Annotated in this window: 12 protein-coding genes; 2 read left to right on the top strand and 10 right to left on the bottom strand. The window is 70.4% G+C overall.

Going from position 1 to position 13,122, the window contains the following annotated elements:
- Positions 1-58: 58 nt before the first annotated feature.
- The 6 genes from FHT37_RS24365 to FHT37_RS24340 all read right to left on the bottom strand — a co-directional run bounded on the left by FHT37_RS24365 (position 59) and on the right by FHT37_RS24340 (position 6,748).
- Entirely contained in the window at positions 59-1,513 is a 1,455-nt protein-coding gene (locus FHT37_RS24365; protein WP_183485554.1) for a glycerate kinase, read from the bottom strand.
- Between the two features lie 26 nt (positions 1,514-1,539).
- Positions 1,540-2,442, bottom strand: coding sequence for a 2-hydroxy-3-oxopropionate reductase (glxR, locus tag FHT37_RS24360; RefSeq protein WP_183485551.1), 903 nt, complete (start codon positions 2,440-2,442; stop codon positions 1,540-1,542).
- A 15-nt stretch (positions 2,443-2,457) separates the two neighbouring features.
- Complete coding sequence (gene garL / locus FHT37_RS24355) at positions 2,458-3,243, bottom strand: 2-dehydro-3-deoxyglucarate aldolase (protein ID WP_091721935.1); 786 nt, start codon at positions 3,241-3,243, stop codon at positions 2,458-2,460.
- Positions 3,244-3,265: 22 nt separating this feature from the next.
- The gene (locus FHT37_RS24350) at positions 3,266-4,255 is read right to left on the bottom strand and encodes a tripartite tricarboxylate transporter substrate binding protein (RefSeq protein WP_183485804.1); all 990 of its coding nucleotides are present in this window, start codon (positions 4,253-4,255) and stop codon (positions 3,266-3,268) included.
- 113 nt (positions 4,256-4,368) lie between these two features.
- Complete coding sequence (locus FHT37_RS24345; protein ID WP_310737342.1) at positions 4,369-5,718, bottom strand: enolase C-terminal domain-like protein; 1,350 nt, start codon at positions 5,716-5,718, stop codon at positions 4,369-4,371.
- A 34-nt stretch (positions 5,719-5,752) separates the two neighbouring features.
- Complete coding sequence (locus FHT37_RS24340) at positions 5,753-6,748, bottom strand: tripartite tricarboxylate transporter substrate binding protein (RefSeq protein ID WP_091721929.1); 996 nt, start codon at positions 6,746-6,748, stop codon at positions 5,753-5,755.
- Positions 6,749-7,045: 297 nt separating this feature from the next.
- Between FHT37_RS24340 and FHT37_RS24335 the strand changes: the two genes are divergently transcribed.
- Together FHT37_RS24335 and FHT37_RS24330 are read left to right on the top strand one after the other, a co-directional pair.
- The gene (locus tag FHT37_RS24335) at positions 7,046-7,348 is read left to right on the top strand and encodes a DUF4258 domain-containing protein (protein WP_183485548.1); all 303 of its coding nucleotides are present in this window, start codon (positions 7,046-7,048) and stop codon (positions 7,346-7,348) included.
- 13 nt (positions 7,349-7,361) lie between these two features.
- Complete coding sequence (locus tag FHT37_RS24330) at positions 7,362-7,838, top strand: DNA-binding transcriptional regulator (protein WP_183485545.1); 477 nt, start codon at positions 7,362-7,364, stop codon at positions 7,836-7,838.
- Between the two features lie 18 nt (positions 7,839-7,856).
- Here FHT37_RS24330 and FHT37_RS24325 read toward each other — a convergent pair whose 3' ends face one another.
- The 4 genes from FHT37_RS24325 to FHT37_RS24310 all read right to left on the bottom strand — a co-directional run bounded on the left by FHT37_RS24325 (position 7,857) and on the right by FHT37_RS24310 (position 13,119).
- Positions 7,857-8,603 (bottom strand): FadR/GntR family transcriptional regulator, encoded by a 747-nt coding sequence (locus tag FHT37_RS24325; RefSeq protein WP_091721926.1) that lies wholly within the window; start codon positions 8,601-8,603, stop codon positions 7,857-7,859.
- A 135-nt stretch (positions 8,604-8,738) separates the two neighbouring features.
- On the bottom strand, positions 8,739-9,542 hold the full coding sequence (gene kdgR / locus FHT37_RS24320; protein ID WP_091721923.1) for a DNA-binding transcriptional regulator KdgR: 804 nt from the start codon (positions 9,540-9,542) through the stop codon (positions 8,739-8,741).
- Between the two features lie 29 nt (positions 9,543-9,571).
- On the bottom strand, positions 9,572-11,968 hold the full coding sequence (locus FHT37_RS24315) for a pectinesterase family protein (RefSeq protein ID WP_183485543.1): 2,397 nt from the start codon (positions 11,966-11,968) through the stop codon (positions 9,572-9,574).
- Positions 11,968-13,119: an oligogalacturonate lyase family protein gene (locus FHT37_RS24310; RefSeq protein ID WP_183485540.1), complete on the bottom strand. Its 1,152-nt coding sequence runs from the start codon at positions 13,117-13,119 to the stop codon at positions 11,968-11,970. The genes FHT37_RS24315 and FHT37_RS24310 overlap by 1 nt, the downstream gene beginning before the upstream one ends.
- Positions 13,120-13,122 lie beyond the last annotated feature (3 nt).

The raw sequence follows: 13,122 nt of genomic DNA, 5'->3' as shown, positions 1-13,122 counted from the left end.
ACTGGCCGGAAATTGCCATGAGGGAGGTCAACATCCGAGCGATCGGACGCCTCCCGGATCAGCGGATCAGCAGCGCGCGGAAGTCGTTGACGTTGGTCTGCGTCGGACCGGTGATCAGCAGGTCGCCGAGCGCCTCGAAGAGCGCGTAGCCGTTGTTGGCGGCCAGCAGCTCGGCCGGCTTCAGGCCCAGCGCGCGGGCGCGCTGCAGCGTGCTCGGGCTGAGGAAGGCACCGGCGTTGTCCTCCACGCCATCGATGCCGTCGGTGTCCGCGGCCAGGCCCCAGACGCCCTCCTGCCCGTCCAGCGCGATCGCGCAGCCGAGCACGAACTCGCCAGCACGACCGCCGCGCCCGGGCTGCGGCACCAGCGTCACCGTGGTCTCGCCGCCGGAGAGGATCAGGCAGGGCCTGGCGAAAGGCTCGCCATGCCGCGCCACCGAGCGCGCCAGCGCCGCATGCACGCGGCCGACCTCGCGCGACTCGCCCTCGATCTCGTCCGAGAGCACGTGCGCGGTCAGGCCGAGCGCGCGCGCCGCCTCGGCCGCGGCCAGCAGGCTCTGACGCGGCGCGGCGATGATGCGCTGCTCATGACCGTCGAAGCAGGCGTCGCCCGGCTTGGGCGTCTCCCAGTCGCCGCGCTCCAGCGCCTCGACCGCCTGCGGCGGCAGCGCGATGCGATAGCGACGGCAGATGGCCAGCGCGTCGGCGCAGGTCGTCGCGTCGGGCACGGTCGGGCCGGAGGCGATCACCTGCGGGTCGTCGCCGGGCACGTCGGAAATCATCAGCGTGAGCACCTTGGCCGGCGCGCAGGCGGCGGCCAGCCGGCCGCCCTTGATCGCGCTGAGGTGCTTGCGCACGCAGTTCATCTCGGCGATGTTGGCGCCGCTGGCCAGCAGCGCGCGGTTCACCGCCTGCTTGTCGGCCAGCGTCAGCCCGGGCGCCGGCAAGGGCATCAGCGCCGAGCCGCCCCCGGAGATCAGGCAGATCACCTGGTCGTCGGCGGTCGGCCGGAAATCGCGCACCAGCTGCATCATCCGCGCCGCGGCCCGCTCGCCGGCGGCGTCGGGGACCGGGTGCGCGGCCTCGACCATCTCGATGCGCCGCGGCTGGTAGTCCGGCGGGATGTGGCCGTAGCGCGTGATGACCAGCCCGCTCATCGGCGCGGACGCGGGCCAGGCCGCCTCCATCGCCTGCGCCATCGAGCCACCGCCCTTGCCCGCGCCGATCACCAGCGTGCGGCCCTTGGGCGGCGGCGGGAGATGGCCGGCGAGGATCTTGCCCGGCAGCGCGCGATCGACCGCGACGCGGTAGAGGTGCTTGAGCAGCGCGCGCGGGTCGTCGAGCGGCGCCCGGGTCCGTGCGTCCGTAGCTTCCGGGGCGTCCGCCGCGTTCGATGACGCCGAGCGCGCCGATGAAGCCACCGGCGACGAGGATGCGTCGCCGGACGCCAAGGAAGCAGCAGGGCCGGCGGCGCCGGAGGCGGCGGCCCGCGCCGCGTCGGAGGTGGAGCTCATGGGCGCCGATTGTGGGCAGCGACCGCTCAGCCGGCGTCCGTAGTGCTACCGACCTCGTGGTTGCCCATGACCTCGAGCGCGCGCACCAGCGCCGAGTGGTCCAGCTGGTCCCAGCCCTGCGCCGCGGCGGCCTGCATCAGCTGCGCGGTGCCGGCGGTGTTGGGCAGCGCCAGGTTCATCGCCTTGGCGCTCTGCAGCGCCAGGTTCAGGTCCTTCTGGTGCAGCGCGATGCGGAAGCCCGGGTTGAAGGTGCGCTTGATCATGCGCTCGCCATGGACTTCCAGGATGCGGCTGGAGGCGAAGCCGCCCATCAGCGCCTCGCGCACCTTGGCCGGATCGGCGCCGGCCTTGGAGGCGAAGACCAGCGCCTCGCCGACGGCGGCGATGTTCAGCGCCACGATGATCTGATTGGCGACCTTGGTCGTCTGGCCGGCGCCCGCGCCGCCGACCCGCGTGATGTTCTTGCCCATCAGCTCGAACAGCGGCTTGATGCGGGCGAAGGTGGCTTCCTCGCCGCCGACCATGATGGACAGCGTGCCGGCCTTGGCGCCGACCTCGCCGCCGGAGACCGGCGCGTCCAGCCATTCGGCGCCCAGTGCCTCGATGCGCCGCGCGAAGTCCTTGGTCGCCATCGGCGAGATGGAGCTCATGTCCACGACGGTCTTGCCGGCGCTCAGGCCCGCGGCCACGCCGCCCTCGCCGAACAGCACGCGCTCGACGTCCGGCGTGTCCGGCACCATCGTGAAGATGACGTCGGCGCGCTGCGCGACTTCGGTCGCGCTGGCGCAGACGGTGGCGCCGGTGGCGGTCACTTCCTCGCGGACCTGGCTGCGGGTGTGCACGAACAGCGCATGCCCGCCCTGCGCGAGGCGCACCGCCATGGGCGCGCCCATGATGCCCAGGCCGATGAAGCCGATCTTGATGCTCATGAGGGTCTCTCTCTTTCAGTCCTTGAACTTGTCTCGCAGGGCCTGCGTCGCGGCGCGGAACACGCCCAGGTCGCTGCCGACGGCCACGAAGGTCGCGCCCTGCTCGAGGTAGCGGCGCGCGTCGGCCTCGACCGGCGCGAGGATGCCCACCGGCTTGCCGGCGGCGCGGCAGGCGGCATGGATGCTCGCCATCGCGGCCTGCACCTCCGGATGCTGCGGATGGCCGAGGTGCCCGTAGCCGGCCGCCAGGTCGGAGGGGCCGATGAAGACGGCATCGACGCCCTCGACCGCGGCGATCTGCGCGGCGGCGGCCACGCCGGCCGGGCTTTCGATCTGCACGATCACGGCGATCTGCTCGTTGATGCCCTGGAAGTAGCCGGGCACGGTGCCGTAGCGGTTGTTGCGCTGCGAGACCGACACGCCGCGGATGCCCTGCGGCGGGTAGCGCGTGGCGGCGACCGCGGCGGCGGCCTGCTCGGCGGTCTCGACGAAGGGGATCAGCAGGTTGGAGAAGCCCGCGTCGAGCAGCCGCTTGATCTCGACGGCGTTGTTGCTGCTCGGCCGCACGACCGGCGCGCTGACGCTGTCCTTGAGCGCCATCAGCTGCGGCACGAAGCTGCTGACCTCGTTGGGCGAATGCTCGCCATCGAGCAGCAGCCAGTCGAAGCCGGCCACGCCCAGCACCTCGGTGCTGATCGGGTTGGCCAGCGAGCACCAGCAGCCGATCAGGCGCTCGCCGGCGCGCAGGCGCTGGCGCAGCGTGTTGGGGAAGCTCGAATAGGGCGTGGTCGGCGTCGGCATGACTGGACTCCTCACTGCGTCATCAATCGAGCTTGAGCCCGCTCTTGGCCACGACGCCCGCCCACTTCTTGCGCTCGGCATTGAAGAAGGTGTCCATCTCGGCCGCGTTCATCGTGTTGACCTCGGCGCCCTGGGCGGCCAGCCGCGCGCGCACGTCGGGCGAGCGGATGATGCTGATCAGCGCGGCGGACAGCTTGTCGACATGGGCCTTGGGCATGCCGGCCGGGGCCAGGATGCCCTGCCAGGTGCCGGACTCGAAGCCGGTGGCGCCCTGCTCCGCCAGCGTGGGCACGTTGGGCAGCAGCGGCACGCGGGTGGCCTTGCTCACGCCGATGACCTTGAGCTTGTTCTGCTGCACGAAGGGCAGCGTCGCCAGCATGCCGTTCATCAGCACCTGCGTCTGGCCGGCGATCGTGTCGGTGACGGCCTGCGAGCCGCCCTTGTACGGGATGTATTCCCACTTCGCGCCGGTCAGGCTGGCGACCTGGTAGCCGGCCAGGTGCGGCGCGCTGCCCATGGCGGTGACGGCGAAGTCGATCTTGGACTTCTTCGACAGCTCGACCAGTTCCTTCAGGTTGCTGGCCGGCACCGAGGGATGCACCACCAGCATGTGCGGCGAGTAGGCCAGCATCGCCACGCCGCGCAGGTCCTTGGACGGATCGAAGGGCAGCTTGGTGTAGAGCGAGGGGCTGATGGCCAGCGCGCTGACGTCGCACAGCATGACGGTGTAGCCGTCGTTCGCCTTGGCGGTCTGGTCCGCGCCCATGTTGCCGCTGGCGCCGGGCTTGTTCTCGACGATGACGGTCTGCTTGAGCTGCTCCGACAGCAGCGGCGACAGGATGCGCGCGATGATGTCCGAGGAGCCGCCCGGCGTGTACGGGACGATGATCCGCAGCGGCTTGGCGGGCCAGTTCGCCTGCGCGAAGGCGCTGGGCGCGAGGCCGGCGATCGCGCCGGCGGCGGCCGCGGCGAGGACCGCGCGACGCGCGACGCGGGCCTGCCCGGTCGTCATGGACTTTTTGGTGTTCGTGTTCTTGGCGGTCTTCTGATCGTGCATGTCTCTCTCCATGTGGGAAGCCGCACTCGCGCCCCGCGTGGGAACGGTGAGGCTCCGGGGGTTGGTCCTCAGCGGACCATGCAAGGCTTCTTCGGATCGAACTTCCAGCCCGGAATCAGGTGCTGCATCGCGACCGCGTCGTCGCGCGCGCCCAGCCCGTGCTTCAGGTAGAGCTGGTGGGCGGCCTCGACGGCCTGCATGTCGAGCTGCACGCCCAGGCCCGGCGCGGTCGGCACCGCGACCTCGCCGTCGACGATCTTCAGCGGCCGCTGCGTGAGGTGCTGGCCGTCCTGCCAGATCCAGTGGGTGTCGATCGCGGTGAGGCGTCCCGGCGCGGCGGCCGCGGCATGCGTGAACATCGCCAGCGAGACGTCGAAGTGGTTGTTGGAATGCGAGCCCCAGGTGAGGCCGAAGTCACGGCAGGTCTGCGCCACGCGGACCGCGCCGGACATCGTCCAGAAGTGCGGGTCGGCCAGCGGGATGTCCACCGACTGCAGGCTCAGCGCGTGCGTGAACTGGCGCCAGTCGGTGGCCACCATGTTGGTCGCGGTGGGCAGTCCGGTGGCGCGGCGGAACTCGGCCATCACCTCGCGGCCGGAGAAGCCGTCCTCGGCGCCGCAGGGGTCCTCGGCATAGGCAAGCACGCCGCCCAGGTCGCGCAGCAGGCGCACCGCGTCCTTGAGCAGCCAGCCGCCGTTCGGGTCGAGCGTGACGCGCGCCTCGGGGAAGCGCGCCTTCAGCGCGCGGATCGCCTCGACCTCTTCCTCGCCGCGCAGCACGCCGCCCTTGAGCTTGAAGTCCTTGAAGCCGTAGCGCGCCTGCGCGGCGACGGCCTGCTCGACGATGGCCTCGGGCGTCATCGCGACCTGGTGGCGCACCCGCAGCCAGGCGTCGGCGGGGGCGTCGCTGCCCGGCTCGTCGTCGGGCGTCTTGTAGGCCATGCCGGTCCTGGCGCGGTCGCCGACGAAGAACAGGTAGCCCAGCATGGCGACGCGGTCGCGCTGCCGGCCCTCGCCCAGCAGCTCGCACACCGGCACGCCCAGGTGCTGGCCCAGCAGGTCCAGCAGCGCGCATTCGACGGCGGTCAGCACGTGGATGGTGGTCCGCAGGTCGAAGGTCTGCAGGCCGCGGCCGCCGCTGTCCAGGCCCTGGAACCGCTCGCGGACCTGCGCCAGCAGCGCGTTCCACTTCGCCACCGGCTGGCCGACGAGCAGCTCGCCGGCCTGTTCCAGCGTCTTGCGGATGGGCTCGCCGCCGGGGATCTCGGCGATGCCGACGTGGCCGGCGTTGTCCTCCAGGACCAGCAGGTTGCGGGTGAAGAACGGCGCGTGCGCGCCGCTCAGGTTCATGAGCATGCCGTCGTGGCCCGCGACGGGGATCGCGCGGGCGGACGTGACGAGGGGACTGCTTGCGCTCACAGGGGGCTCCTGGTCGGGATCGCGGGAACGGGGATCAATCGGCGGTGATCTTGCGGGTCTCGATGACCTGCTTCCAGCGGGCGAATTCGGCCTTCTGGAAGCTTTGCGCCTGGTCCGGCGTGTTGGCGACGATCTCGATGCCGATGTCGGTGAACTTCTGCTTCACGGCGGGCTCGTGCAGCGCCGCGACCAGGTCCTTCTGCAGCTGCGCGCGCACCGCCGGCGGCAGGCCGCGCGGGGCGGCCACGCCCTGCCAGGAGTAGACGTCGGCGCCCTTGATGCCGGACTCGGCCAGCGTCGGCACGTTGGGCAGCACGGCCGAGCGCTTGTCGCCGGTGACGGCCAGCGCGCGCAGCTTGCCGCCGACGATGTGCGGCAGCACCGCGTTGACGTTCTGGAAGGAGGCGTCGACCTGCGCGCCGAGCAGGTCGGTGATGGCCGGCGAGCCGCCCTTGTAGGGCACGTGCAGGCCGTTGGTGCCGGTCTGCAGCCAGAAGAGCTCGGCGGTGAGGTGGTCGGAGGAGCCGTTGCCCGAGGAGGCGAAGGTCATCTTGCCCGGGTCCTTCTTCAGCGCGTCGATGACGTCCTTGACGCTCTTGAGCGGCGAGGCCGCCGGCACGACCAGCACGTTGGGCGCCTGCATGGCGACGGTGAGCAGGTCGATGTCCTTGAGCGCGTCGTACTGGACCGCCTTGAGCAGGTGGGGCGCGATCACGAACGGACCGAGCGAGGACACCAGCAGCGTGTAGCCGTCGGCCGGCGCGCGTTTGACCTGCGAGGTGCCGAGCGTGCCGGTGGCGCCGGGGCGGTTGTCGACGATGACGGTCTGGCCCCACTTCTTCTGCAGCTCGGCGCCCAGGGCGCGGGCGAGCATGTCGGTCGACCCGCCGGCCGGGAAAGGCACGACGAGGGTGACGGGGTGGTCGGGGAAGCCGTTGGCGTGGGCCAGGGTGGCGGTGCACAGGGACAGGACGGCGGCGCCGAGGGCGGCGCCGGCCTTGACGGCCAGGCGGCGGGTCAGGACGGTCATGGTTTGTCTCCGGGAAGGAACCGTGGAAGCCGCTCTTGATGCGCCCCGTGCTCAGTCCGAAGCGGCGGTGGCGGCCTTGTTGTCAGTCATCATACAAGTTGAGTTCCGGCGGTGACAAGGCGCGTACACCGCTCCGCTGCTCAGGGAAAACGCGCACAACCCCCTATTGCAGTCGCCACGCAACCCATAAAAACTATGGCATCGGCGCGACACGAATGCCGCAGTGCTTCCTGGGAAAGCCTACGATGCAACCCATAAAAATTACGGGGAGCAACGAGGCACGGAGGCACGACCGTCGTGACGTTCAAGCGACTGACCCTTCCTCAACTACAGCGGCACATCCGTCAGACGGCGCGAGACACCGGTCTGATCTTCCTGACCACGCACGCGAGGGTGCGCATGCGCGAGCGGCAGGTCGGCAATGAGGAAGTCTTTGACTGTCTTCGACTCGGACGATTGCTCACGCCAGCAGAGGAAGACCTGAAGACGGGCCATCTGGTGTGCCGGATGAACTGGTATGGCTCATGGCGCGAGCTGGCGGTCTGCGTGGCCCTGGATGACGCAAGGCCCGGGCTTCTCGTGGTGACCGTGATCGCCTAGCAGGGAAATGAAGATGTATCACTACACCGAATGTGGACTCGACAACGTGTGGCTCGTGAATGGCTACAACGAGATCGACACCGCCTACGGAAAGGCCTACTCGGTCACCGCGGCCGACGAACTGCTGCGGGAGATCGCCATCCAGGTCGCCCGTAAACCTGGGCGTCTCACCGGGAAAGAGTTCCGCTACCTGCGCGTTCATATGCGGCTCTCGCAGGCCGCGATGGCGAAGGTCCAAGGCGTCAGCGAACAGAACGTGAGCCTCTGGGAGCGACACGGCAAGATTCCCAAGGCCAATGACACGCTGCTGCGTCTGTACTTCCTGGCGCACGCGTCGGGAGACGAGTCGGTGAGGTCCGCCTTCGACCGGATCATGACCGTCGAGCGCCTGGTCAATCAGAAGATCGTCGCCACTTCCGGCCGGAAGGGGTGGAGGTTCAAGGTGGAAGAGGCGAAGAAGGACGACGACGTGGCGAAGGCCAGCGCCTGAGCCGCCGGCAAGGTCCGGTCAGCGCTGTTCCTGCAACGCCAGCGCCGCGCGCCGGCGGCGTTCGCGGCTGTTGGCCAAGTGGGTGCGCATGGCCGCGCGCGCGGCCTCGGCGTCGCGCGCGGCGATCGCGTCGAGGATGCTTTCATGCTCCGCGTTCACGCGCAGCAGATAGTCGCGCTGCGCGATCGGGTCCTCGTCGCCGGCGGCCTGCAGGCTGGCCAGGCGCGCCCGCGGGATGCTCGGCGCGCCCAGCGTCGCCATCAGTTGCTCGAAATGCGGATTGCCCGTCGCGCGGGCGATCTCCAGGTGGAACTGGAAGTCCGCCGCCACCGCGTCGCGGCCCGCCAGCGCCGCTTCCGCGAAGGCGCCCACCGCCGCCCGCATCGCGTCCAGGTGCGCGTCCCCGCGCCGCTGCGCCGCCAGCGCCGCGGCTTCGGTCTCGACGCCGATGCGCAGTTCCAGCACCGCGACGACATCGTGCAGCGTCGCCATCTGCTCGGCACCGATGCGGAAGGGCCCGCCCTCCCCCAGCCCCAGCACGAAGGTCCCGATGCCATGCCGCGTCTCGACCAGCCCGGCCGCCTGCAGCTTGGAGATCGCTTCCCGGACCACCGTCCGGCTGACCTCGAACTCGGCCATGATCGCCGCTTCGGTCGGCAGCTTGTCACCGCTGGCCAGCGCGCCCGCGCGGATGCGGTCCTCCAGCGCCCGGACAAGTCCGAGGGCCAGCGATTTCGGGCGGGTACGGGTCAGCGGCACAGTCATCAGGGGCTCAGTTGTACGACAACATCGGTCCACGCGACAACCGCGTTATCGCGGTGTCGCGCCGATGCAGCGCGAAAAGGGAATGGGACGGGAACGAAGAAGGCCGCGATTGTCCCGTGCCTGAGCCGCCCGGGTTCAGGTGTCGAGCGGGAACTTCGCGCAGCCCAGCCGCGCCGAGATGTCGCGGCTGGCCGCCTGCAGCATCGCCACCACCTCGGGCGCCTTGGCCTCGTCGTAGCGGAAGGTGGGGAAGCTCACGCTCATGCCGGCGATGGGCTGGCCCAGCCGGTCGAAGATCGGCACGCCCAGGCAGCGGATGTGGTCGTCGAATTCCTCGCGGTCCTCGCCGAAGCCCTGCGCCTTCACCCGCTCCAGCTCGGCCTGGAAGGCGGCCGGCTCGGTGATCGTCTTGTCGCGGAAGCGCTGGAACTCCGCGCCGGCCAGCACGCGCGCGCGGCGCTCCGGATGCTCCCAGGCCATCAGCACCTTGCCGATCGCGGTGCAGTGCAGCGGCGCGCGGCGACCGATGCGCGAGTACATGCCCAGCATGTGCCGGGAGTCGACCTTGTGGACGTAGATGATCTCGCTGTCGATCAGCGTGCCCAGGTGGACCGTCTCGCCGGTGGCGTCGGCCAGCATCTGCATGTGGTGCTTGGACAGGTCGACCAGGTCCGGATACTGCAACGCCTTGGCGCCGATCTCGAAGACCTTCATCGCCAGGCCGTAGCGCTCGCTGTCGGACTCCTGGTGCACGTAGCCCAGGGTCTTCATCGTCTGCAGGAAGCGGTAGACCGTGGCCTTGGGCATGGCCAGCCGCACCGAGAGCTCCGAGATGCCGGTGTCGCTGCGTTCCGACAGGGCCTGCAGGATGGCAAAGACCTTGAGCACCGCGGCCACCGACTCGGGCTGCTGCTTGCCATCGTTCAGATCGTCATCCATGCGCAACGTGTTCCTGGAAAGGGAAGATTTCACCACAGCCGGCCGGTGCCCGCGCCCGCGCGAACCCGGGCCGGCACCTCGGTCGCGGCCTCGATGGGCAGGCGGTACGGCGGCGTCCAGCCGGCCTCGCCGGCGACCGGCCGGTCCGGATTCGCGGCACGGAGCATGCCCACCAGGTCGATCGGCTCGCCGTTGAAGCGCGAGCCGCGGTCCTCGATCCGGTCGCCCTTGAGCAGCCGCGCCACCCGCCCCGGCGCGATGCCGGCCGCCGCCTCCCAGGCGTTGGCCTCGCTCAGCACCTGCGACTCGAGGCCCGCGCCGATCGAGTAGGCGTAGGGATAGTCCCCCGCCGGCGCCGGCAGGTAGAGGTTGTTGGCGACATGCACCTGGCCGTAGCGCACCCGCGGCGCGCGCTCCTTCACCTGCTCCCACAGGTTGTGATGCAGCGTGACGCGCAGGTGCCCGCGGTCGTCGCGATGGCCGTCGCCGCCGCCGATCAGCATGGTCTTGTCGTGGCGGCGGAAGACGTTCCAGGACACGGTCACGAAGTCGGAGCGCCGCGTGATGTCCAGCAAGCCGTCATGGCGCTGCATCCGCTGGCCGAGCACCACCGGCTCGCGCGGATCGGGCCGGGCGCCGTCGTCGAAGACGCAGTGGTCGATCCACACCTGCGTCGCCTCGCGCAGCGAGACGGTGTCGTACTCGGAGTTCCATTCGCCATGCCCGTTGTCGTTCGGGTCCCAGGCGGGGAAGAAATCGTAGGCATCGGAGAAACGCAGGTTGCGCAGGATCACCTGCGAGACCTTCTCCAGCATCAGCGAGCCGTTGTCGAATCCGGCATCGGGCGTGAGGCCGACGATCGTCGTGTTGGACGGCACCTTGACGACGACCTGCGCCGCCTGGCGCCGCGCGGACCGCTTGCGCGCCTCCTCGAGCGGCCCTTCGGGCGGGCGACGACCCCAGGTGGCCGGGTCGTACTGGCGCGCGAAGGCGTCGAGATCGAAAGCCGGATCGCGGAAATCCTCGATGCCCAGCGGGCGGCCGGACGCGTCCGCCGCCAGGTCGATGCGCGCCGCCAGCGCGATCAGCTTGGGCGTGTCGCCGAGCGCCAGCGCGGCATCGAGCTCGGCCCGCGTGCGCACGACGCGGATGGCCTCGGCCTTCGCCTTCGCGCCGCCTGCCGTGCCGCCGTTCATCGAGGCCCAGCCATCGCCGGGCGCGATCGCGTCGAAGGCCGCGGCGGGCACCGCGTCGGGGGACGCGGCTGGCGACGCGGCGGTCGACGCGACATTGCGGTACTCGGCCATGCGGTTGGCCGCTTCGCCGGTCGCGGCGAAAGGGCGGCGCGAGGTCGAGGCCGCCCAGGCCGTCAGATGAGGACCGAGCTGGCTGTCCCGGATCACCGCCTGGCCGTTGGGCGCCGACGGCGACCGGCGCCATTCGCCGGCCTTCACGCCGCGGTCCCAGGCCCGGCCCAGGCGCACGCTGCCCGGCGCGACGCCGGGCTCCGCCACCCAGCGTGTGCCCTGCACGAGGAAGCCGCGCGGCACGCCATCGGGCGTGCTGGGCGCGAGCACGACGCCGCCCTGCCCCGGCGAGCGCCGTCCGGCGCGGCTCACGATGACGCTGTCGTCGATCACCAGCGTCGCGCCGCCGAAGATGAAATCGACGTCGCCGCGGATCTCGCCCGCATGCACGAACACGCGCGATTCGCTCGCGAGGTCCTCACTGGCGCGCTCGGCATAGAAGGTGTCCTGGTGCCCGAGCAGCCGCACCTGCTCGAGCTGGATCCGGTCGCCGCGCGTCATCAGCGCGACGGCCTGCGCGCCGCCGCTCTCGCCGACGCCCGGCGGGTACCCCTGCCCGGCGCGCACGGGGTCCATCGCATCGTTGGCGATGGTCAGCCGCGCGAGCTGCACGTCGTCGCTGAACAGCATCACGCTGGCGCTGCCCGGTGTCCCGAAGGTCTCCGCGTCGAGCAGCGGCATGCAGCGGTGCGCGACGGCGCCGCGCGCCTTCGGCAGCGCGTTGTAGCGGCACTCGACGATCACGACCTCCGCGGGATCGCCACGCCCATACAGCGTGAACGGCGCCTTGTCCTGGATGCAGAGCGGCTCACGATAAGTGCCCGGCTTGACGAGCACGTAGGCGCGCGCCGGGGCCGCCGATCCGCCCTGCCCCTTGGCCGGCAAGGCATCGATCGCGGCCTGGAGCGTGCGGTGCGTGCCGCTCCCATCGGCGGCGACGACGAAGGTCGGCGTCCAGCGCGCGGGATCGAGCGTCTGCGGCCGCCAATCACCGAGGTAGCGCGCGGCCGTGGCCTGGGCGGCCGCGTCGTCGCCGAGTTGCGGCCGGTCCTGCGCCCACGCGGCCTGCAGCGCCGCCACGCACAGCCCCGCCATCACCGCGCCACGCCAGCCCCGCATCACAGGTCCGCCAGGTACAGCGCCGGCTCGCCCTCGGCATCGGCGCTGAACAGCACCTGCCGCTCGTCGGGCGTGAACGACGGATGCGGATGCGTGACCTGCCGGTTGCCCTTGTAGACACGCCACGAGCTGTCATGCCGCGCCACGCGCCGTTCGGTGCCGGCCTTCAGGTCGAACAGGTGCAGGAAGGGATCGGTCGCGATCTGGTGGCTGCCGGTGTCGGCGACATCGGCTGGCGAGTCGCAGCCATCGCCGATCAGCAGCGTGCCGTCGTGGTTGCTCATCAGGTGCGAGCAGGGTGGCATCTTCGTGAGGCGCCGGGATTGAAGCGTCATGGGATCGAGCGCGCAGATCCATCGATCGCGCTGCCCCTTCAGGTAGGAGACGTAGATCATCGCGGAACCGTCCGGCACCCAGAACTCATGGGTGCAGCTTTCGCCCTTGTCTTGACGCCGCCCGCACCGGACGTTGCCGCCGTCCTCGTCGACGAACCACATGCGCGCATCCACCAGGTCGTGCGGCCCTTCGTGGCAGTACGCGACCGTGTGGTCGTCGCCGGGTCGGTACTGCGGATGGCCCAGCCAGCCCTGCTGCTCGAGGATCACCTCGCGCGCACCGGTGGCCAGGTCGATGCGGATCAGCCGGCAGCGCGGCTTCGCATGGAACATCTGGTGGAACTTCTGCCAGTCGCTGAGCGGGAACCAGTCGCTCGCGGCGATCTCGATGCCGACCATCTTCGTGCAGGCGCTGTTCGAGACCCAGGTGCCGTAACCCACCCAGCCCTCGGGCACGGTGTAGACGACCTCCTCGCTCAGGTCGCGCAGCGCCAGGCGGATCAGGCGCCGCTCCGCGCGGACGAAGTACAGGTGCTGGTCGTCGGGGCTCAGGAAGCCGCCGAAGGTGTTCTCGCCCGCCTGGTCGGTGAGCTGCGTCGCGACCTGCGAGCCGAGGTCCAGCAGGTGGTAGTTCCAGCTCGAGCCGGGCCCGAACTCGGCGCCGAAGATCAGCCGCTGCCCATCGTTGGTGAAGCACTTCTGATAGAAGTAGTTGCGGTGGCAGGTCACGTCGGTGGGCGTGAGCCGGGTGACGCGCGCACCGGTATATGGGTCCTCGCGGGTGACGAAGCGCAGCTGGCGTTCGGTGGCTTTCATGGT

Origin of the sequence: Mitsuaria sp. BK037, assembly GCF_014193045.1 — a bacterium.
In the GTDB taxonomy this organism is placed as follows: domain Bacteria; phylum Pseudomonadota; class Gammaproteobacteria; order Burkholderiales; family Burkholderiaceae_C; genus Roseateles.
This window is presented reverse-complemented; position numbering and strand designations above follow the sequence as displayed.